The sequence below is a fragment of the Borreliella spielmanii genome (assembly GCF_014201705.1).
GTDB classification, from domain to species: Bacteria; Spirochaetota; Spirochaetia; order Borreliales; family Borreliaceae; genus Borreliella; species Borreliella spielmanii.
In genome coordinates this window covers 311,149-332,306 of the sequence record NZ_JACHFA010000002.1, presented here as the reverse complement: position 1 = coordinate 332,306, position 21,158 = coordinate 311,149, and the positions used below count along the sequence as shown (strand labels likewise).

The 21,158-nt window shown below is 28.6% G+C and carries 23 protein-coding genes; 2 read left to right on the top strand and 21 right to left on the bottom strand.

The genetic code is table 11. The features are described 5' to 3' along the window. Positions 1-10: 10 nt before the first annotated feature. The 5 genes from map to HNR35_RS03715 all read right to left on the bottom strand — a co-directional run bounded on the left by map (position 11) and on the right by HNR35_RS03715 (position 5,162). Positions 11-766, bottom strand: a complete 756-nt coding sequence (gene map / locus HNR35_RS03735; protein WP_006434090.1) for a type I methionyl aminopeptidase — start codon at positions 764-766, stop codon at positions 11-13. Beyond that, complete coding sequence (locus HNR35_RS03730) at positions 759-2,426, bottom strand: tetratricopeptide repeat protein (RefSeq protein WP_183224012.1); 1,668 nt, start codon at positions 2,424-2,426, stop codon at positions 759-761. Before HNR35_RS03730 ends, map begins: the two co-directional genes overlap by 8 nt. Then, positions 2,413-2,841, bottom strand: coding sequence for a transcription antitermination factor NusB (nusB, locus tag HNR35_RS03725; RefSeq protein WP_006434132.1), 429 nt, complete (start codon positions 2,839-2,841; stop codon positions 2,413-2,415). Before nusB ends, HNR35_RS03730 begins: the two co-directional genes overlap by 14 nt. 37 nt (positions 2,842-2,878) lie before the next feature. Beyond that, positions 2,879-3,889 carry a peptidylprolyl isomerase gene (locus HNR35_RS03720; protein ID WP_183224010.1) on the bottom strand — a complete coding sequence of 337 codons (1,011 nt, stop codon included), beginning with the start codon at positions 3,887-3,889 and terminating at the stop codon, positions 2,879-2,881. 79 nt (positions 3,890-3,968) lie between these two features. After that, a complete protein-coding gene (locus tag HNR35_RS03715; RefSeq protein WP_183224008.1) occupies positions 3,969-5,162 on the bottom strand; it encodes an acetyl-CoA C-acyltransferase in 1,194 nt (397 codons plus the stop codon). 138 nt (positions 5,163-5,300) lie between these two features. On the opposite strand from HNR35_RS03715, the gene HNR35_RS03710 reads away from it, so the two are divergent. Then, positions 5,301-6,665 carry a hypothetical protein gene (locus HNR35_RS03710; protein ID WP_183224006.1) on the top strand — a complete coding sequence of 455 codons (1,365 nt, stop codon included), beginning with the start codon at positions 5,301-5,303 and terminating at the stop codon, positions 6,663-6,665. 14 nt (positions 6,666-6,679) lie between these two features. On the opposite strand, the gene dnaB is transcribed toward HNR35_RS03710, so the two are convergent. The 6 genes from dnaB to HNR35_RS03680 all read right to left on the bottom strand — a co-directional run bounded on the left by dnaB (position 6,680) and on the right by HNR35_RS03680 (position 11,611). Beyond that, positions 6,680-8,047, bottom strand: a complete 1,368-nt coding sequence (dnaB, locus tag HNR35_RS03705; protein ID WP_006434031.1) for a replicative DNA helicase — start codon at positions 8,045-8,047, stop codon at positions 6,680-6,682. 3 nt (positions 8,048-8,050) lie between these two features. After that, positions 8,051-8,572 carry a 50S ribosomal protein L9 gene (gene rplI / locus HNR35_RS03700; RefSeq protein ID WP_006434128.1) on the bottom strand — a complete coding sequence of 174 codons (522 nt, stop codon included), beginning with the start codon at positions 8,570-8,572 and terminating at the stop codon, positions 8,051-8,053. Positions 8,573-8,588: 16 nt separating this feature from the next. Then, entirely contained in the window at positions 8,589-8,879 is a 291-nt protein-coding gene (gene rpsR, locus HNR35_RS03695) for a 30S ribosomal protein S18 (protein WP_006434081.1), read from the bottom strand. A gap of 14 nt (positions 8,880-8,893) precedes the next feature. Beyond that, positions 8,894-9,346 carry a single-stranded DNA-binding protein gene (locus HNR35_RS03690; protein WP_183224004.1) on the bottom strand — a complete coding sequence of 151 codons (453 nt, stop codon included), beginning with the start codon at positions 9,344-9,346 and terminating at the stop codon, positions 8,894-8,896. Positions 9,347-9,357: 11 nt separating this feature from the next. Continuing rightward, positions 9,358-9,777, bottom strand: coding sequence for a 30S ribosomal protein S6 (gene rpsF, locus HNR35_RS03685; protein ID WP_183224156.1), 420 nt, complete (start codon positions 9,775-9,777; stop codon positions 9,358-9,360). A gap of 139 nt (positions 9,778-9,916) precedes the next feature. Further along, a complete protein-coding gene (locus HNR35_RS03680) occupies positions 9,917-11,611 on the bottom strand; it encodes a PTS transporter subunit EIIC (RefSeq protein WP_183224002.1) in 1,695 nt (564 codons plus the stop codon). 206 nt (positions 11,612-11,817) lie between these two features. On the opposite strand from HNR35_RS03680, the gene trhA reads away from it, so the two are divergent. Continuing rightward, positions 11,818-12,519 carry a PAQR family membrane homeostasis protein TrhA gene (gene trhA, locus HNR35_RS03675; RefSeq protein WP_183224001.1) on the top strand — a complete coding sequence of 234 codons (702 nt, stop codon included), beginning with the start codon at positions 11,818-11,820 and terminating at the stop codon, positions 12,517-12,519. Here the strand turns inward: trhA and rseP are convergent. From rseP to HNR35_RS03625, 10 genes are all read right to left on the bottom strand, one after another. Then, positions 12,516-13,817 carry an RIP metalloprotease RseP gene (rseP, locus tag HNR35_RS03670; RefSeq protein ID WP_183223999.1) on the bottom strand — a complete coding sequence of 434 codons (1,302 nt, stop codon included), beginning with the start codon at positions 13,815-13,817 and terminating at the stop codon, positions 12,516-12,518. The genes trhA and rseP overlap by 4 nt on opposite strands. Before the next feature lie 21 nt (positions 13,818-13,838). Next, positions 13,839-14,696, bottom strand: a complete 858-nt coding sequence (locus HNR35_RS03665; protein ID WP_183223997.1) for a phosphatidate cytidylyltransferase — start codon at positions 14,694-14,696, stop codon at positions 13,839-13,841. Next, the gene (uppS, locus tag HNR35_RS03660) at positions 14,686-15,378 is read right to left on the bottom strand and encodes a polyprenyl diphosphate synthase (protein WP_183223995.1); all 693 of its coding nucleotides are present in this window, start codon (positions 15,376-15,378) and stop codon (positions 14,686-14,688) included. Before uppS ends, HNR35_RS03665 begins: the two co-directional genes overlap by 11 nt. Positions 15,379-15,382: 4 nt before the next feature. Beyond that, the gene (frr, locus tag HNR35_RS03655) at positions 15,383-15,937 is read right to left on the bottom strand and encodes a ribosome recycling factor (protein WP_006434136.1); all 555 of its coding nucleotides are present in this window, start codon (positions 15,935-15,937) and stop codon (positions 15,383-15,385) included. A 37-nt stretch (positions 15,938-15,974) separates the two neighbouring features. Next, positions 15,975-16,814 (bottom strand): translation elongation factor Ts, encoded by an 840-nt coding sequence (tsf, locus tag HNR35_RS03650; RefSeq protein ID WP_183223993.1) that lies wholly within the window; start codon positions 16,812-16,814, stop codon positions 15,975-15,977. Then, on the bottom strand, positions 16,811-17,599 hold the full coding sequence (gene rpsB / locus HNR35_RS03645) for a 30S ribosomal protein S2 (protein WP_183223991.1): 789 nt from the start codon (positions 17,597-17,599) through the stop codon (positions 16,811-16,813). Before rpsB ends, tsf begins: the two co-directional genes overlap by 4 nt. A gap of 210 nt (positions 17,600-17,809) precedes the next feature. Further along, on the bottom strand, positions 17,810-18,088 hold the full coding sequence (locus tag HNR35_RS03640) for a hypothetical protein (protein WP_183223989.1): 279 nt from the start codon (positions 18,086-18,088) through the stop codon (positions 17,810-17,812). A gap of 23 nt (positions 18,089-18,111) precedes the next feature. Further along, positions 18,112-18,804 (bottom strand): hypothetical protein, encoded by a 693-nt coding sequence (locus HNR35_RS03635; protein WP_183224154.1) that lies wholly within the window; start codon positions 18,802-18,804, stop codon positions 18,112-18,114. Between the two features lie 85 nt (positions 18,805-18,889). Then, a complete protein-coding gene (locus tag HNR35_RS03630; RefSeq protein ID WP_183223987.1) occupies positions 18,890-19,501 on the bottom strand; it encodes a tetratricopeptide repeat protein in 612 nt (203 codons plus the stop codon). Further along, positions 19,501-21,156, bottom strand: coding sequence for a 30S ribosomal protein S1 (locus HNR35_RS03625; protein ID WP_183223985.1), 1,656 nt, complete (start codon positions 21,154-21,156; stop codon positions 19,501-19,503). Before HNR35_RS03625 ends, HNR35_RS03630 begins: the two co-directional genes overlap by 1 nt. Positions 21,157-21,158 lie beyond the last annotated feature (2 nt).

Below are 21,158 nucleotides of genomic sequence, written 5' to 3'. Positions count from 1 at the left end.
AATTTAAAATTTAAACTTCACTTAAAATCAAAGGCAGCCCATCAACAACAGCAACGGTGTGTTCAAAATGTGCAGAACAACTAAGATCAGATGCATAAACAGTCCAACCATCGCTTTTTATTGAAACCTCATGCCCCTTTAAGTTTACCATAGGCTCAATAGCCAAAACCATACCTTCTTGAATTCTAATATTTTTAAAAAAAGGAGCATAATAATTTGGAACACTCGGTTCTTCGTGAAGTTGAAATCCAACACCATGACCTGTATATTCTCTAACTATTCCAAAACCAAATGGTTTTATATACTCTTCTATTGCTTTTGATATATTCAAAATTCGATTTCCCACTTTCATCTCAGCAATACCCTTGTAAAGAGAAGCATTTGTAACTTTTAAAAGTTTATCTATGCTAGGATCCACACTTCCCACTTTAAAAGTTTTTGCCATATCACTATAAAATCCATCAAGAATAACTCCACAATCAATACTAACAATATCTCCATCAGCTAGTTTTCTTTTCCCGGGAATACCGTGAATAACCTCTTCATTAACAGATGCACAAATAGTTCCTTTAAACCCATGATAACCTTTAAAAGCGGGCTTAGCTTTATTTTTAATAATAAAATCATAGGCTATTAAATCAAGTTCTTTAGTGCTAATACCAGGAACAATATTTCTCTCTACTTCTAACAAAGTAAGCGCTAATAAGCTCGCTGAAGCTTTTATTTTTTTAATCTCGTCTTTAGATTTCAATCTCAGTTTAGTCAAAATTCAACTTCCTTTCTCTAAGTGTATCTATCATATTTTTATAAAGCCTTCCTTCATCGGTTTTGTAAAAAGAATAAGAAGTTAAAATAGACTCTTTACCTTTTTCCATTTTTCCCAAATAAAGATAATTAATTCCTTGTTTTAAATAGATTTTTGCTACAAGCTCACGCTCATAATGGGTATTAGCATCTTTATCATAAAAACTACTAGGCAATAAAGATATTCCTTTATTAAAATATTTTTCTGCTTCATTATAATCTTTCTCAGAAAATCTCAAAACTCCAAGATTATAATAAACTCCAAACATATATTTTGATGATTTATTGTCAAAAATTACCCTTTTTGAACTAATAAAATCTCTTTTAAGGAAAAAATAATAAAATTTATAAAAATCATACCAATCTTGTTTATTTCCAGAAAAACTATAAATTTTAAAAAATAAATCTAAGTCCTTTAAATCTGAATAAAGCAACAAATTCCAAGCCAAAAATTGGGCAATATTAGAATTGTAGTCTGTCTTGTAAAATAGTCGCCACAAATAAGATTTTTTTGCCTCATACTCAGAATTTGCATAATTTAATGCAAAATAAATTTTAAAAAATAAAGGGTCTTCCTTGTAATTAGCTATAATTTCATTAGCTTTAAAATAATTTTTCATTCTAAAATATATGTTTGCTAAATAATAATTTATTATTTTATTGTCCTTAAACACCTCAATAGCCTTATTTAAATAGGAAATCGCTCTTTTAGGATCATTCTCATTATTAGCTATAATTGCAAGATTTAAATAAACAAGAACATTATAATCAGGAAATTTTGTATAAAGCTTTAAATATTCATTTTTGGCATTCTTAATATCTCCTTTTTTAAAATAAGCATCAGCAAGCAAAAAAAGTAAGGTAGGGTCATCTCCATTTTTAAAAAACTTAAGATTGGAAATGGTAAAATCTAAATCATTAAGATTGTATGAAATATATGCAAGCTCTTTGAAAAAGTTTTTGTCTTCTTTAATTTTAAAAAGTATGCGCTTAGCAGCATCCATATTTTTTTTATCTATATATAAAAGCATTGCATTTACTAAAAATGCATTATTCTTAAGATTTAAACCTATCTCTTCAAAAACACGAGCATCCTTTTCTTTATAGATTTTATCAATAAATTTGTTCAAATCTAAAACCTTATTATCTGCACTTAAATTTTTCATAAAAACTTCATCGTAAAGACTTTGATACTCTTCACTATTTAAAAGATATTGATTTGCAATTCTATAAGCATCTTTTAAAGATCCAATTTTAAGCTTAGAATAAACTTCTAAAGCTCTTAACTTCAAATTACCCGGTAAAACTTTAACACTAAGATTTACTATATCCCTCATAAGATGATAATCGCCTGTGTTTAAAGCCCAAACTTTAGCCCTTTTAATAAGAGCTAACCATTTAAATTCAGTATTAGCATAATATGATGAAAACCGTATTGCTTTTTTAGCATCAGCAAATTTCTTTTTATCGATATAAAAATCAATTCCTATAATAAGCTTACTAAAATCTTTTTCACCTTTCAAAAAATATAAAATATTGGGATTGAAATATAAATAAAAACCACCTAAAAAAACCGATAATAAAAATAATAAAATAAACACCAAAGTTTTATTTTTTTTCAATACAATTCTCCATATTTTTTAATAAAGCATCAAGTATGCCATTTATAAACTTGTAAGAATTCTTACTCCCATATTTCTTGGCAATCAAAATTGCATCATCAATTACAGCACGCTTTGAATTTTCAAAATTTTGGAACTTCAAAGAATAGACACCCATTCTAAGTATTGCAAGATCAACCTTATCCATTCGATCTAAAGACCAATTCCAAGAAATATTCCTAATCAAGCTATCAATATGCTCTAAATTATTAAAAGTACCATTTACTAAAGAAGAATAAAACGACTTAATAGATTCATTTTCTATATCAAATCCTTTATCCTCAATATTGAAAATATCAAAAATATCATCCATTGCGCTTTGATTAATATCAATACTATAAATCTTTTGAAAAGCCAAAACTCTAACTTCATGCATTAAATCCATACCAAAATTATATAAATAAAAATATGTTTTATTGTAAACTAGAATCCAAAATTTGTATATTTGCAGATTTATTAAGCTTACCATACACATCTTGCTGCACTTGGACAACAATTTGCTGTTGCTGAATATTAACCATGTTATTTCTTATTGCATCTTTGACAATTAAATCTGTAGTAGGAGATACTTTATCATTCAAGCCTAAAAATCTCTGCGCATATTTTTCTGTAACTTTAACAATATGAAACCCTTCCTTTGAAGCAATAGGCGAAGATATATCACCCTTATTAAAATTAAAAACCTCTTTTATAAAATCAGATCCAAGAAGATTTTGAGCATTTTGATCATCCCTTGACAAAAACCCAAGATCGCCGTTTTTGGCTTTAGAAGACTCATCATTTGAATATTTTCTTACAGCTTCTTCAAAAGTAATTTTTTTTGATCTTATTTGGCTTAAAATATTTTTTGCTTGATCTAAAACATCTGATCTCTTTTTATCCTTAGTAGAAAAAAATACATGACTAACTCTTGAAATATCGGGATTTACAAATTTAGTTTTATTAGCCTCATAATACTCAATAATTTCTTTCTCGCTAGGAGTTTTAACTTCAGAAAACTTAGGCTGAGCCTGCTTTAAAATAAGTTTTTGGGAAGACAAAGATCTTTTCATTGAAGACAAAAGCTCACCCCAATTTGTACCTTGTTTTTCTATCATCTGCTTAATTTGCTCATCAGTAAAATTTACAAGCCCAAATTGAGTTCTAATAGTTTGTATAACCTCATCATCTGAAATTTTAATTCCTTGCTTTGAAGCCTCTTGGCTAAAAAGAACATCCGCTATTAAAACTTGCAAAACTTGCTTTTTCTCAGCAGTAGTCAAGTCTCGACCTTGGGTCTTTTTAAATATATCAACCTTAGAGTCAAAACTGGTTTTAGTAATAATTTCATTTTTATATAAATTAATAATAGCAACAGGAGTATTTTGAGCAAAAGAGTTAATCCCCACAGTTCCCAATATTACCAAAAATAAAAAACTCTTCATAACATAACCTCTTATTAATGAATCACTTACCCACTAATTTAACAAAATTTTACATTTAAATCTAGTTAACAAAACATTTTCATCTATACAAAAAACTAGAAATTCCTTGTCCACCGCCAACACAAACAGATACTATTCCTTTTGTTTTATTCTTCATTTTCATAGAACGAGAAAGTGTTAATAAAATTCTTGAACCACTAACTGCAAATGGATGTCCTAAAGCAATAGCCCCACCATTTACATTAATAATATCACTAGTCATATTGTATTTTTTAAACAAAGCCTTTTCAATGCTTAATGCTTGAGCTGCAAATGCTTCATTCACCTCAATCAAATCTATTTCGCTAGGGTTTAAACTTAATTTATTAATAATACCTTCAATAGCTGTATAAGCTCCAAAACCCATATAAAGCGGATCAAACCCTACACTTTTAAATCCCCCAATATAAGCTAATGGCTTTGCTCCTAAGCTTTTTACTCTCTCCTCACTTGCTAAAATTAAAAAACAAGCCCCGTCATTTAAACTAGAAGAATTTCCAGCAGTTACTGTACCCGATTCTTTAAAAACAGGCTTAAGAGATGCCAATTTATTCGAAGTTAAATTATCTCTTAGTTCCTCATCGCTTGAAACAACCCTACTAGAATTAGTCTTCTTATCAAAAACAGTCAGAGGATAAATTTCATCTTCAAAATATCCAAGTTCTCTTGCCTTTAATGCCTTCACATGAGAATTATATGCAAATTCATCTTGCATCTCTCTTGTTATTCCATATTTTTCTGAAAGATTTTCCGCTGTAAGTCCCATGGAAATAAAATTTAGAGAATCTATTAAGGCATCCTTTTGAATTGAATCTTCTAGTTCAAAATTACCCAATTTAAGACCATCAAATCTAATCTTTCTGGGCAATAAATAAGGAGCATTGGTTAGATCTTCCACTCCTCCAGCTAAAACAATATCATTGTTTCCAAGAACAATAGAATTAAATGCAAGCTCTAAAGCCTTAAGACCAGAACCACAAACTTTATTAACACTAAATGCAGGCACACCACTGCCCAAACCAGACTTTAAAGCAATTTGCCTTGCAATATTTTGACCAAGTCCTGCAGATATTACATTCCCAATGATAACCTCGTCCACTTCACATAAATTATTTCTTCCAAGCAAAGCTTTAACAACTTTTGAAGATTCATCAATAATATTTAAAGCCCTAAAAGAACCTCCGAACTTGGTATTAGGCATTCTAAGTCCATCAATAATAGCTACTTTTTTCATCAAAACTACTCCTAAAGTCTTAGTAAACTATATTGAATTATACAATACAATATCACTATAAAAACTAAGCTTATTAATAAAAATAAACTATCTAACTTAAATTGCTTAATAATAGCACTAAAGTGTTATAATTTTTAAGTGCGCTTTAAAAAAATACTTTTCACAATATTTATAATTTTTGCTTTAAAAGCCTATTCTTATAATTATGCAATCCAATACAAAAATGAAGGCATTGATAAATATTATTTCGAAATATTAAATGATGGATTCGGATTTTCATTAAGCGATTTTTTTGATGATTTAAGAAGTGGCTCTCTAATTTTCACCTACGCCTCAAAATACAATTTTATAATAAACTTAGAAGCACACATGTTAACTTTTAGAGGTTATAAAGACTCGTCAAAATCTTTAATTAGTAGAACAGACTTAATTGAAATAGGGTTCATGTACTACTTTCCAATATTATTGCTAATTAATGAAAAAAATTTTGGAGAAATAGACTTGGGAATTGGAATTAAAAACTTATTATTTGGAGACTGGGGAGGGCATTTAATGCAAAGCATAATCCACCTCATTTTAAATCAACACCGTCCAATTCCAAGCATAAAAAGCTACGATGGCTACAATTATAGAGGGTTTTTAAGCTTTGCTCTAAATTACTCATACATGAATTTTTTAAATTTAGAAAATTATATAGATTTATCTTATTTTGCAGATTATTTTATCAAAAACAGTATTGGAATTACTTTAAAAAACGAAAATATTGGGTTTGATATAAAACTTTACACCCAAATTCAAAATCAAATCAAAAGCCTTAAAACATATTCAAAAATACAAGAAGCTGAAACTGGAATTGGAATAAATTACCAACTTTACTCTAAAAATTTTTTCATAACAAACAATTTAAACATTAAAAATTTTTCAACAAAAGAAAATTTCTTAAGCGTTGGGGGATTTGGAATAATTATTACGCCTGAAGAATATATAAAAATATCAGAATCAAAAAATGAATTTAATATTATAAGTAATAATTTTTACTTTGGATTTGATATTATGATTCCATTTAAAATAAGAAATTCAATATTTTATAAAATAAACGAAAACATCAACTATTATTTTTCAATATCAACAAATTATTACACTAATTACAATGAAACTAATAGCTTTACAAATAGAGTATCATCTGGCATCATGTATGAATTTTTACCCCAAAAAACATTCAATCCTTACCTCATTGCAGGTTTATTTTTTGCCTACAACCAAAATAACCAAGATATTAAAAGCATCTTCAGGCCAATAAGAATAAAAAACGTTTTTCAAGCTGGAATTGAAAATGAATTAGGATTTTTATTTAAAATGCTAAAATACCGCAATACCGAATATATTTTCAAAATATATTCAAAAGTAAGTTATGTCCCCCTAGCTTACAACCTAGATGAAAAAAAATTAGAAAAACATTCTATTAACTTTAATTATTTAGGAATTGGAATAGTAATTAAATAGCATATTAAATTTAATTAATACTGATGATCTTTGTTAACAAACTTAGTAATGTGTGGCAAAAATAATATATCTGCCCTGCCTGTGGGACCATTTCTATGCTTTGCCACAATAACCTTAGTTTCTATTGGTTCTATCTCAGTAGAAGACTCAAATTTAAAATCCTTATCTCTATGAAGTAAAATTACAATATCGGCGTCTTGCTCTAATGCTCCTGACTCTCTTAGGCTAGCAAGATTAGGTTCTCGCCCTTCTGTATCTCTTGTAAGCTGAGATAATGCAATAATAGGAATCTCAAGCTCTCTAGCAAGCTCTTTAAGAGATTTACTAATCGAAGCAACTTGTTCATGCCTTGGAAGATTTTTTGTTTCAAAAGAAATCAGACTGATATAATCAACAAATATTATATCTATACTATAAAACCGCTTAAGCTTCCTAGCTTGAGTTGCTAAAGTTAGCAAACTAATATTGGGAGTATCTTCAATATAAAGCTCAGCATCACTAATCTCATTTACAACATCATTTAATGATTTTATCTCTTGTCCAGATAAAATGCTATTTTGAACTTTAAAGCTATCAATACAAGATTGAGACGATATTATTCTTTTTATTAAAGCATCCGCTGTCATTTCAAGAGAAAAAAATCCTACTTTTTTCTTTCCTTCTTTTCTCAATGCTATAGCAGATGCAATGTTTAAAGCAAATGCTGTCTTACCGATACTAGGACGAGCACCAACTATAATAAAATCACTATTTCTAAAGCCCCCAATAAGAGAGTCAACTTTTCTAAAACCACTTGGAATGCCAAAATTTGCTTCCTTTTTCTTCATACTACGTTCATATATTTCATTATGAACACGTTCTGCAATAACTTTAGCATGATAAAGGTTTTTACTAGAATAATCTAATTCAATTGAAAGAATCTTTTGTTGAGATTCTTCAACAATCTCATTAATAGTTTTTGTAGAATCATTTATATAGTCATTAAGTTCTTTAGAAACATTTAAAATACTTCTACGAACACTCTGCTCTTTTACAATTTTTGCATAAACATTTATAGTTCTATCTGTTGGCAAATAAACTGAAAGTGAGTCTAAATAATCTGGCAAATTAATTAAATCTTTTTTAATCAAAAGTTGTGTTTTTGATACATGCTTAGATACTTCTTCAAAAACAGTAATAGGATCAATATTTTCTCTTTTTTCATAAAGCGAAACCATTGCTTTGAAAATCAACTTGTGGGTTTCGTTGTAAAAATCGTCAGCTCTTACATGAAAAGCAATTTGCTCTAACTTATCTGAATTATAAAATATACTAGAAATTACCGCCTTTTCTGCACCATCATTAAAAAGAAGTGTAGAATTTGAAAAAGCTGCTAAAGCCACAAACTATACCCTTTCTCTTTCAGCTTGCTCATCTACTTTATTTAACTTTTTATTTAAAGACTTTTTATCCTCTTGCTTTTCTTCTTTTTTTATCTCTACTTTAATAATAGAGCTAATGCCTTCATAAAGCTTAATTGTTACATCATAAGTTCCAAAAGTCTTTAAAGTTCCACGATGTATATCTATTTTTTTTCTCTCTATATCAAAACCAAGTTTAAGAAGTTCCTCGGCAATATTTAAACTGTTAACACTATGAAACAATTTACCAGAATCATTAGATTGCATAAAAAATTCTAATTTAACAAGATCAAGTTTAGATTTCAGATCGTTGGCAATTTGTTTTTTTGTTTCTTGCTTTTTTAATATTGATCTTCTTTTTTGATTAAAAATTTCAACATTATGTTTATTTGAAAAAACTGCAAAACCTTTGGGTAATAAATAATTTCTTGCAAATCCATCTTTTACCTCTACAATATCTCCTTCTCTTCCAAGATTAATAAAATCTTCTTTTAAAATCACTTTCATAATTACCCCTAAATAACTATTTTTTTACAAAAGGCAATAAAGCCATATATCTTGCCCGTTTAATTTCTAATGCCAATCGCCTTTGATGTTTAGCAGAAGTTCCAGTAATTCTTTTGGGTAAAATTTTACCTTGTTCGGTAATAAATTTTTTAAGAAAATCAAAATCTTTATAATCCGGATGTTTACCAGAATCACAAAACTTACACGATTTTCTCTTAAAAAATCTGAAATTTGGATTTTTTTTAAAACCATCCTGCTGATTTTCAAATCTTGAATCTCTTTGATTTACATCTCTATCTTTATACATAAACTTAAACTCCATTAAAAAGGTATATCTTCATTAAATTTATCATCATCAATATCAATATCCTTAATTACATCTTCTCTTTTATGATTTGGCAAACTATTAACATCTGAATCTTGTTGCATTTGAAAAGTATTAGAACCTGAGCTAAACATTTGCAAATTGTCTACAAATATATTTACCTTACTCCTCTTATCACCCGTATTCCTATCTTGCCAGCTTTCATACTTAAGAGATCCACTTACTACAACTTGCTTACCCTTTTTCAAATACTCATTGAGACTTTCGGCTCTTTTTGAAAAAATAACACAATCGAAATATTGCGGATAATCAATCCATTCATCATTTTTTTTCATTCTTCTATTATTAGCTAAAGAAAACCTAAGAACAGCCATACCACTTTCTGTATAAGAAAGCTCTGAATCTCTTGTAAGCCTACCCGATAATACTAATGAATTAATATCAGCCATTTAAAACCCTCTTATTTTTCCTGAACATCTGCACTTTCAGAACTTATTGGTGTTTCGATCTTAGAGCCACTTTTAGGATTTTCTTTGTCAATATTATCTCTAAATTCTCTAAAATTTCTTCTTTTAATTTTTTTAGTATTAATCTTTCTAACTATTTTGACCAAAATCATATACCTAAGTAAATTTTTAATTAACTTAAGCCTTGATTCAAGCTCTTTTAAATTATTACCTTCCATACTAAATTCTATTATTTCATAACGACCCCTAGCTTGCTTTTTAATAGGATATTCTAAGGCCCTCTCCCCAATAAAATTGCTAATAATATCAGTTGCACCGAACAATTCTAGGGATTTTTTAACCTCTTCTAAAGAACCTTTATATTCAAACTCTTCACTTTTAAACAAAAAACATGCCTCATACCTTTTAATCATCATTTAAACTCCTCATGGTCTAACGCATTGCAAAACATGCAACAAAGGTTACTTTGTTAGTATATAAGAGAGACTAATTTTTTTCAACAATAAAAATTTATTTATAACGCAGAATAAAACTAAAGCATGATCTAAACTCTTAATCTTCTTCTAATTCACTAAGCTTATAAGCTTTTCCTAATTTACCTTGTTTTTCAAGTTTTTTATCTTCTTTCATTTCAATATAAGTCTTAAAGCCTTTTTTAACATTGTCAACTGCAACCATAACACTAGCTTTAAAAAGACTTTTTGGAGAATAGGTATCAATAGCCTTTTTAATATAAAAAACATTAGATCCATAAAAAAGCTGCACTTTGCCATTAACAAACCCTATCTTAAGAACTCCGGCTTCTTTAAGCAAATCATTATCAACAAGCTCAGTATTAATAACATCTACATGTAACCTTGTAGAACAAACATCAAGCTTTGTAATGTTATCAAATCCACCAAGACCTTGAATTAAAAGATGTGCAATTCCAAGACCCTCTAGCTTGCCTTCTTGACCTTCAAAAAATGGATCATCTGCAATAAATATTTGAAAATCAAAATATCTATAAAGACAACTAAAAGTAAAATAATAAAGAGCAAAAAAGACCGCCCCCAAAGGTACCATACTAATCCAATTTGTCTTAGAATTTCCTTGAAGCATTCCAAACATAAAAAAATCCAAAAATCCATTAGAAAAAGTATTACCAATCGTAACATCAAAAAAATTAGCAAGCAATAATGCAAATCCCGAATAAATGGTATGAACAAAATAAAGCAAAGGCGCTGTGAAAATAAATAAAAATTCTAAAGGCTCAGTTATTCCTGTAAAAAAAGCCGTCAAAGCGCCAGAAAAAAGAAGAGCTGCAATCCTACTTTTATTCTCATGAACAATGCCCTTGTAAACTCCTAATGCTGCTCCAGGCAATCCAAACATAATAGATAGATAAAACCCACTACCAATCTTAGCAAAGCCTGATGAAAATTTAACAAGTGATGGGTCTAATAACTGCGCGTAAAATATATTCTTAAGACCCCTAACAGTATTACCATTAATTGTCTCCACTCCACCTAAAGAAGTAAACTCAAAAGGAAAAGATAAAATAGAATGCAATCCTAAAGGCAATAGCAGCCTATTTAAAAATCCATAAAGAAAACTACCAAAATATTCAAATCTAAAAACAAACAAGCCTAAAGATGTAATTAATTTGTCAAAACTTGACCAAATTAAACAAAAAAATATCGCTAAAATAACACAAAAAGGCAAAAGTATTACTGTGGGCATAAAATGACACTCTGAAAAAAATATAAAAGGCTTTGGCAGCTTCATATTATAAAATTTATTATGCAAATAACCAACCAAAAGCCCTACCGCTAAAGAACCTGCAATTCCCGTATTTAAAGTTTGAACGCCAAGAAAATTTATACGCCCCACAGAAGACATTACCTCTGCTTCAACAAGGCCTGAAAAAGTTTCAATAAAATAATTTCCAGTAATATTAAATGTTAAATAACCAATAAGCCCTCCTAAAGCTGCTATTCCCTGTCCCATTCTTGCAACTCCAACAGCAATTCCAATAGAAAAAATTAAAGGCATATTGAGAAGAATAGCATTGCCTATAGCCTTCATTAAACCCAAAACATCTTGAAAAAAGAATTTATCAATATAAACAACATTAGAAGGATTTGAAAATACAGACCCAATACCAATCAACAAACATGAAACTGGTAAAATAGAAATGGGCACTCGTAGTGCTTTAGAAAATTTTTGCAAACTTGAAAAGTTAATTATTTTAATAAAGTTAATCATGCTAAGCCTCTCCAATGCTAATTTCAGCAAACACTATTTATTATAAAGCTTTTTTTACAAAAAAAAAATTATTTATGAAACAAGCTAAATAATAAGATTAAATAAATCAAACAAGACAAGATTTAATTTGATCTTGAGAAAAATTTGCAATTAAAGTAATGTATTATAAGTTTTTTATAAATACATGATCAACCGGAGGCAAAATTATGCTTACAGAAAACAAAATTAAAAATTATTCATTAAGTAATGTTAATACAAGTAAAATACCAAAGAATGAGCTTTTTAGTTCTATATCGCATCTTTTTGGAATAATTTTGTCTATAATTGGAACAACAATTCTTATTACAATATCTACCCTTAAGAAAAAGGATTTACATATACTTGTATTCTTTATTTACGGATTTTCAATGACTCTATTATATGTAATGAGCACTCTTTACCACATATTCCCAAAAGGAAGTAAGATAAAAAAAATCTTTAGAAAATTTGATCATATTTCAATATTTATTCTAATAGCAGGAACATATACTCCTGCATGTGCAATCCTTGTGCCAAACAAATCAGGACTAATAATCTTATCTATAGTATGGAGCCTGGCTATAATCGGAATCATTTTTAAAGCAATATTCACAAATAGCCCGGGTTGGTTTAATGGGTCTATATTTATAATCATGGGGTGGCTCATCCTTTTTAAAATTAAGCCCATTTACAATGCTCTTAACGGAAAAGGATTTTTTTGGTTAGTTTTTGGTGGAATCGTATATACAATAGGCGGAATAGTATATATTTTAAGTAAAAAATTCAATCCAATAATTAACATGAAAATGCATGATGTATTTCACATATTAATAATAATTGCATCGGTATCTCACTTTTGGCTTATGCTAAAATACATTTCTAATTTTTAATTTAGTATATGTAAAAGGCCCTTAAGATCATTAAAAAGGCCTAAACCAAAAAGAAACAGCGCTAAAAAAATACCAAAACTATAAAAAGAATAAATGGTTTTAGCCTTAAATCTTTTTCCACGTAAAAGTTCAATAAAGCTAATAAAAATTTGTCCCCCATCAAAAACAGGTATTACAATAAAAAACAAATTCATACCAGCAAGAATTAAGCTTAAAACAGAAATGTTATTAATCCAATACAATAGTCCTAAAGAATAAGATGAAGAGAGAACTCCTATAATTCCAATAGGGCCTGACACACTCTTAGAAGTATTTAAAAAATTTGTTAACAATAAAAAAATAGAATATAAAATGTCTTGCATAGCACTTACAACCTTAAAAAAAGAATTTTTAATAGCACTTGAAACATTTTCTACTTTAATTATCCTTTTTAAAGGTGGCGAAAAATATATTCCAATCATTTTACTTTTATCCTGAAATACTAATTTTGAAGAAAAAATTTCTCCATTCCTAGAAAACTTAATCTCCACAACATCCGAGTTTAAATTCTTAAGTAAATCATCTAAATCTCTTTTATTTTTTAAAAGAATATTATCAATGCTAATTATTTCGTCACCCGATTTCATTCCCGCAATCTTAGCAGGCGAATTTAAAACCACATCCGCTATCACAAGATCAATCCAAGGACCAATTTCTTTTAAAAAACCTTGCAAACTAACGGTCTCTTCAAAAGTAATACTTTCTTTCCCCCTTAAAACATCAAATGTAACTGTAGATTCTTTTTCCGGAATAATATTTCTCAAATCCGAAAAATATTCAATTTTTTTATTATTAACCTTTAATATAATATCACCATCTCTAAATTTATCTTTTAAAAAAGAATTTTTATTTAAAATACTAACCCTTGAAGAATGATCAAAATATATAACTCCCATCATACTTATAAAAATGAAAACAATAAATGAAAAAATTAAATTAAATAAAGGGCCTGCAAAATATATTAAAATTTTTTTAAAATGTGAAATTCCAAACAAAGAATCTTTATCTGCTTCTAATTCTTTATTTACCTTAAGTTCCTTTTCTAGATGATCAAATCCTTTAAGCTTACAATATCCTCCTAGAAGGATTGGAGAAAGTCTATATTCAGTATTATTAATTTTAAACTTTAATATACTAGGACCTATACCCACAGAAAAAACTTCAACCTTAACTTTAAAAAGTTTAGCAAATAAAAAGTGACCCAGCTCATGAATAAATATTATAAAACTAAGAGCCAAAACACTAAAAAGAATATACATGAAAATTTCCTCCAAAAAGCACTAAGATAAGTATAAATAAAATATTGGGCCTGTCAAAAGAAAAGAATCAATTGAATCAAGAGCCCCACCTCTACCGGGAATGATTTTCCCAGAATCTTTTACCCCAGCACTTCGTTTTAATCCAGATTCAAACAAGTCACCAACAATAGTAAAAACTCCAATTAAAATGCCAAAAATAATAGATTCTCCATAGCTTAAATTTATTAATCTAAAAACTACCGCAAATATAGCAGTAAACACAGAAAACAAAATGCCCCCAAAAAACCCCATTAATGTTTTATTTGGACTAATAATAGTAGGACGATAACTGTTTTTTCCTAAAAAATAGCCAAAAAGATATGCAAAAGTATCGTTTCCACTTACCATAGCAAAAAGTATTAACATTAAAAATGGAGCCTTAGGCAAAGTTGTAATAGAAACTATAAAAGACATTAATGCCCCAGGATATATAAGTATAAAAAGTATTGACGTTGCTTGAGATAAAAAGTTTCCAATCTCATGTTCTTTAATAAACACTAAATTAACAATCCAATTACTAAACACCAACGCTATGACTAAGTAATATACCACATTCATGCCTAAATAAAAAACATTAAAATGAATATACGTTAAAATTGGGGGAGTAAACCCTAAAAAAAAAGATAATATATTCGAAAGTCCTGATGATTTAAATTTTAATAAATCATTAACTTCTTTTGCTGCAAAACCACTAAACATAAAAATTAAAATATTAAGCAATAAATAATTTTTAAAATCTAAAAATATTAAAAATAAAATCAAAGGAACAAAAAATAAAAACGTTCCCAACCTTGCAAAAAAAGCAAATCTCTTAGCCTTACTCAATAAATCATCTCCCAAAATTTCTTCTTCTAAATTGAAAACAATCTAAATCCTTACTATACCTATTACCATAATATTCGGGCCACAAAACATTTGAAAAAATTAACTCAGAATAAGCAATCCTCCATAAGAAAAAATTACTTATTCTGATATTTCCACCTGTGCGTATTAAAAGATCAAGATCGGGAAGTTCTGGATTGTCCAAAAAATTGGAAAAAGTACTCTCATCTAAAGAATCTAAATCAAAATCGCTTGAAACAAATTTTCTAACAGCTCTAAGTATTTCATTGCGACCCCCATAATTGATTGCTAAATTTAAAACAAGATTGCTAAAATTTTTAGAAAAGTCAACAGAATCTTTTATAGAGCTTTTTACTTCTTCACTTAAAGAATCAACATCTCCTGAAACTATTATTTTTATTTCATTTTTTTTGTAAAAATTAAATTCAGCCCTCAAATAACTAGCAATTAAAAACATTAACTCTTTTATCTCACAATCATCCCTTTTCCAATTTTCAGTAGAAAATACATAAAAGGATAAATATTTGATACCTAACTTTAAAGAGTGTATAACTATTTCTTTTGCTCTTTTAAGACCCTCCTTATAACCTTCTGAAAAAGACACCCCCTTACCTAAAGCCCACCTTCTATTACCATCCATGATAATTCCAACATGACTTGGAAGAGAACTTTTATTCATGGCTTTAAACTTCCATTATTTCTTGAATTTTAGATTCCAAAATCGTATCTATCCTTTTAATACAAAGATCTGTAGATTTCTGAATATCGTCTAAAATTCTTTTTAAACTGTCTTCTGTGATTTCTGATTCTTTTTCTTGCTTTTTAACCTTATTTTTTAATTCCTGTCGTATATTTCTGGTTGAAATTTTATGCTCCTCTGCTATTTTTTTAGCATGCTTTACAATATCTTGACGCCTTTCACTAGTTAAAGCTGGAACCTTAATTCTAATAACCGAACCATCGCTTGAGGGGTTCATAGAAAGATCAGAATTAAGTATGGCTTGCTCTATCTTATTTAAAATGGTTTTATCCCAGGGTTGAATAACAACAAGCCTCGCTTCAGGAATTCTAATACTTGACACTTGGGTTATAGGCGTCCTTTGGCCATGGTAATTAATATAAATTTTATCAAAAATATTACTATTAATTCTGCCTGTTCTTAGCGTTTTATACTCATTGTCAAGTGATAAAAGAACCTTGCTCATCTTTTCATCTAGAAAAGCCTTATAATCTTCCATATAAACTCCCCCTTGCTGACAAAAAGCAGCACATTATCTATCCTATCCTTAAATACTTAAACTCAACTATTTCTATCTTACTTGATATTGCCTTTGAAACCTCTTCCAACATATCCCTAACGGTGATTTTATCATTTTTTACAAAACTTTGTTCAAGAAGAGAAATTTCAGAAAGATGTTTTTTTATTTTCCCTGCAACTATACCTTTGACTATGTTTTCTGATTTGCCACTAAGTTCTAATTGTTTAGCAAATATCTCTTCTTGCTCTTTAATATAATTCGGACAAACGTCATCATTTTTCAAATAAATAGGAGCAAGAGCAGCCACATGTAAAGTTAAATCCATGGCAAAATTTTGCAACATTTTATCTTCAGCTTTAGAAAAATCATCTACTTTTAATTTTACTAAAACACCTATCTTAGATTGTTCGCCATGTAAATAAATTTTTACAAATTCATTAGATTGAATTTCAGTAATAAAAATTTTTTTAACCTGAATATTTTCTTTTATTGTAGCTGCTAAATTTTTAAGCTCTAACTCTTGAGAAGTAGTTAAAGAATTTCTTCCGCTCTCTACCAATTCCTTAATTAAAGAATTACCAAAATTAACAAAATTGTGATTTAAAGCAACAAAGTCTGTTTCACAAGAAACAAGCAAAAGACCCGCATGAATATTATTTGAATATGAGAATACTCTACCTTCTTTTGCATCTCGGTCAAGTCTTTTCTCAGCAGAAGCAATTCCCATTTCTCTAAGTTTTTTTTTAGCTAATTCAAAGTCTCCACCAGCAGCAGACAAAGCTTTTTTACAATCTCCAAAGCCAGCATTAGTTTCTTCTCGAAGTTTTTTTACATCTTGAGGACTAATAATGCTCATAAATTATTTCCCCCTTCTTCAATAAAATCGCTTTTATCATTTTTAGTTTCAATTTCTTTCATCAAATCCTCTTCATTCAAATTTTCAATTATTTGAATACCAACCTCTTTATCACTTTCTAAAATAGCATCAGATATTATTTTGGTAAACAACGCAACAGAACGAATAGCATCATCATTACCAGGAATTGGGCAATCAATAACATCTGGATTACAATTTGTATCAACCACAGAAATAATAGGAATTTTTAATTTTCTAGCCTCATTAATAGCTATTTGCTCTCGCTTAGGATCAATGATAAAAATAGCACCAGGAAGCGTTTCCATGTCTTTGATACCTGATAAATTTTTAGCTAATTTTAATTTTTCACGATTGAGTTGTGAAATCTCTTTTTTACTTATCATATCAAAAGTTCCATCAACTTCCATCTTTTCTAGCTTTTTTAATTTTTGAACAGATTTTCTAATCGTATTAAAATTAGAAAGCATGCCCCCAAGCCATCTATTATTAACATATGGCATATCACTTCTTCTTGCTTCTTGTTCGATTATCTCGCTAGCTTGCTTTTTAGTTCCAATAAAAAGTACCTTTTTGCCATCTTTTATAACTCTTTGAACAAGCTCATAAGAATCTTTAATGCCCTGTAAAGTCTTTTGAAGATCTAAAATGTGTATTTCATTTCTCTCGGAAAAAATAAATCTTTTCATTCTAGGATCAAGCCTTTTTACCTGATGCCCAAAATGAACTCCGGCCTCTAACAAGCTCTTCATTGTAATAATTGCCAAATCAACCTCCTATTATCCTTCTCTTTTACTCACTATGACACCTCATAGCGGAAATTATCTCTTATTTAATAAGAACTATAATAAAACAATCTAATCAATAAGTCTACTGCACTAAAAATAAACATTTACTCTTTAACAAAATTATTAACAAATCAATTAATAAAAAATATTAAAAAATAATTAGCCCCTAGCTCTTTTAAAATCATTCTTTTACAAGTCGTTCTTATTTCTTTCAGAGAATTTAATCAAACCTATTAAAATCACTGAACCCAAAATAGGAAATAAATAAAGAATAAAATCTATTTGCCTTTCATAATAATCAGAATAGAAAAAAGGGATAAAAAATAGAAATATAATGCCACCTAAAAAGCTTATTAAATAAATTACTAAAAACTTAAAATTCAATATGTTTAAAAACATAACAAAAAAGCTTACCAAAAAAGAAATAACAATGTTTGTTAAAATCAAATGAGAAAAAAATACTATCACACTCCCTCCTCCCTTAAAATCAACTAATTCAAACTGAATCCCGATAAATCTCCAAGATCAATAAGAACACTATAAGCATCGTCAACAATGCTGCCTACACCCATAACAAAAATTGCCAAATTGTATTTAGGGGCAATGTCTTTTGTAAAAAAATCGTCGTTTATATGTTTTAAATCAATTGGTCTTTTCTCTTTGTCTAAAGAATTGGACTTTTTAATAGATTTTGAAAAACCTATATATTCCCCTTTGTCAATATAAGACCTATATATGTTTTTCTTTTCAAGAAGAACAGGAGATGAAGAAGTATTTCCATTTCTTACAATAATAAAAGCCTCACCGGGAACATCTTTTCTTAATTCTCCAAAATTTATCTCAAAATACAAAGGTAATTTACTATCGACCCATTCTTTATCTAATTTAAAAACAGGCTTACCTGAATACATAGTAGAACTTAAATTTATTTTATAAAACCCTCTATTATTAAATTCACTAACATTGTCAAAAACACCCTTTAAAGCTTCAAAATCTTTTTCCACACTTTTTCGAAAACTACTTATATGATAATTGGCGCCTTCCGGATAAAACTTGTAATATATATCAAAACCCCTTAACTTTTCAGCTGCTTGATTAGAAAAATAACCTGCTGGCAAAAAAAAAGCCACAGAATCTCTTGAAATTCGATTGTCGATCTTTTCTGGCGGAGGAAGGATTAAAATATTGTCAAGACCACATCCAAAAAACCCTAAACAAAATATAAAATATAAGATAAAAAAAATTATAAAACCTCCCTAAAAATACAAATTAATTTTGCTTAAGTTCTAAAATTTTATTATTTGCTATATTTATATATAAATTATTTTCATATGGAAACTTAACAATCTCTTCATATACTTTCACAGCAAGATCTTTATCTTTTTCCTCAATCAATATTGCCTTACTTAAAAGAGCTCTTACCTTTAAAAACCCTAAACTGGTGCTATCAATAAGATCCTCATAAACCAATAAAGCATCTTCTTTTAATCCCATTTTTTCATAAATTGCAGCTTTATTAATAAAAGCAATTTCGCTTTCAATACCTTTTGCCTTAATAACAATATCTAAATCCTTAATAGCCTCATCATACTGTGCTTGACTTTGTAAATAAATAGCTTTAGCCAAATAAAACCTTGAAATAAAGTAAGATGAAATTTCTTTTTCCTTTAAAATAAATTCTTTTATCCTAAGAGATATTTTTTCTCTCTCTTTGACATCATTTTCTTTTAAAAAATCATTTAAATCCTTTTCAAGATTTTCAACTATTTCTCCACCACTCTTTACATAATCTTTGCCTAAAGAATTATAAAAAACAACAATAATAGATACAAACACAAAAATAATAGCAATAAAAAAAACTAAAAGATTGTTCTTAGCCATTATTCATCCCTCTTTAATAAATTTTCAAATGGTTTATAAGATTCCTCATCATTACCTTTAAATAAATAAGAAGAAATCTCTTCTCTTGATCTTTGATTTTCATATTCTCTATAAGAGAGCAACACCGATTTGTCTTTAAAATCAATACTTGTTATTACCACTTTAAGCTTATCTCCAATGCTCAATTTTTCAAAAGTTTCTAAACTAGATTCTTTTGTATCTCCTAGTTGAATTTTGCTAATAAATCCCATTATTTTATTATAAACTCTTACTTGAAAGCCTTTTGATTTTTTCTCTACAATCTCAACCTCAATAGTATCACCTTTTTTATAGCTTTTAGAAAAATCTTCCCAAGGGCTCTCTTCTAGCTGCTTAATTCCTAATCTAACATTTCTCTTTCGCTTGTCAACCTCAAGCACTTTTCCATTCACTAAATCACCTATTTTGAAATATTCCTCAGGATCAATCTCTTCAAGCCAAGAAATATCAAACTTACTCACATAAGCATCTATGCCTTCTTCAATATTTACAAAAGCACCTGTTTTTGTAATATTAGTAACAACCCCTTGAATAACTTTTCCAATAGGATATTTCTCAGTTAATCTCTCCCAAGGATTTTCATTGATCTGTTTAATACCCAGAGATATTTTTTGATTTTCTTTATCTATCTCTAAAATCTTAACTTCTACTATCTGACCAAGTTTTATTAATTCTTGAGGACTCTTTACTACCCTTATCCAAGAAAAATTACTTATATGTAAAAACCCCGACAATTCGCTGTCAAGCTCAATAACAGCTCCAAAGGGTAAAATTTTTGCAACCTTCCCTTTTACAATGCTATCAATTTTATATTTAATATCTACAGAATCCCAAGGATTTGCTTTTAAGGCCTTAAGAGATAATTCCATTTTGCCTGTTTGTGGATTTATTTTAATAATTTTCAATTTTAACTTATCACCAACTCTAATAAAATCTTCAATATTTTCAACTTGATTAAAAGCAATATTTCTTTTATGTAAAATTCCTGTAACAAAATTTTTAATTTTTATAATTGCACCATATTCTGTAATACGATCTACCACGCCATCAACCACATCTTCTTGATTATAAGAACTTACCAGCTCTATTCTCTTAGCAAAATCTCTTTCTCTTTCTAAAGTTCGCCTATCAAGAATAAGCCTCAAACCATCTGCTTCGCTTGCCTCAAGTATGTAAAATTCAACAATAGAGCCTCTTTTTAATTTTTCATCCTTAGATTTAGAGCTTAAATAAAAAGGCATAAAGCCAGAAACATTTTCATTAATTTGAATCTTATAGCCATTCGAAAGCTCGACCAACACTTTACCTTTAATTACTTTTTTATTTTGAATATATTCACTTACTTTATCTTGAAAATTTAAAGAATCAAGCTTTTCAACACTCAAAATTAGTCCCAATTCTCCACCTATTCTTTCAACGATTGCTTCAAGTTTATCACCAATTTTGGGAACATTTTCAAATTCTTCAATCTTGATAAAGCCTTCAGATTTATAGCCAATATCTACTAGAACATAATCCTTCATAATGTTAACAATCGTCCCAGAAACACGACTTCCAAGTTCTACTCTTTCAAGCACTTTTAAATAATTTTCTTGTAAATCTTTTTGATTTTCCATTC

Bases quoted from the DNA above. Each gene is read 5' to 3' on its own strand.
- trhA (WP_183224001.1), top strand. From the start codon at position 11,818: ATGCTTACAGAAAACAAAATTAAAAATTATTCATTAAGTAATGTTAAT.
- HNR35_RS03630 (WP_183223987.1), bottom strand. From the start codon at position 19,501: ATGGCTAAGAACAATCTTTTAGTTTTTTTTATTGCTATTATTTTTGTG.
- rplI (WP_006434128.1), bottom strand. From the start codon at position 8,572: ATGAAAGTGATTTTAAAAGAAGATTTTATTAATCTTGGAAGAGAAGGA.
- HNR35_RS03680 (WP_183224002.1), bottom strand. From the start codon at position 11,611: ATGATTAACTTTATTAAAATAATTAACTTTTCAAGTTTGCAAAAATTT.
- HNR35_RS03715 (WP_183224008.1), bottom strand. From the start codon at position 5,162: ATGAAAAAAGTAGCTATTATTGATGGACTTAGAATGCCTAATACCAAG.
- tsf (WP_183223993.1), bottom strand. From the start codon at position 16,814: ATGAGCATTATTAGTCCTCAAGATGTAAAAAAACTTCGAGAAGAAACT.
- HNR35_RS03690 (WP_183224004.1), bottom strand. From the start codon at position 9,346: ATGGCTGATATTAATTCATTAGTATTATCGGGTAGGCTTACAAGAGAT.
- nusB (WP_006434132.1), bottom strand. From the start codon at position 2,841: ATGCATGAAGTTAGAGTTTTGGCTTTTCAAAAGATTTATAGTATTGAT.
- HNR35_RS03720 (WP_183224010.1), bottom strand. From the start codon at position 3,889: ATGAAGAGTTTTTTATTTTTGGTAATATTGGGAACTGTGGGGATTAAC.
- rpsF (WP_183224156.1), bottom strand. From the start codon at position 9,777: ATGATTAAAAGGTATGAGGCATGTTTTTTGTTTAAAAGTGAAGAGTTT.
- rseP (WP_183223999.1), bottom strand. From the start codon at position 13,817: ATGTATATTCTTTTTAGTGTTTTGGCTCTTAGTTTTATAATATTTATT.
- uppS (WP_183223995.1), bottom strand. From the start codon at position 15,378: ATGAATAAAAGTTCTCTTCCAAGTCATGTTGGAATTATCATGGATGGT.
- frr (WP_006434136.1), bottom strand. From the start codon at position 15,937: ATGGAAGATTATAAGGCTTTTCTAGATGAAAAGATGAGCAAGGTTCTT.
- rpsR (WP_006434081.1), bottom strand. From the start codon at position 8,879: ATGTATAAAGATAGAGATGTAAATCAAAGAGATTCAAGATTTGAAAAT.
- HNR35_RS03625 (WP_183223985.1), bottom strand. From the start codon at position 21,156: ATGGAAAATCAAAAAGATTTACAAGAAAATTATTTAAAAGTGCTTGAA.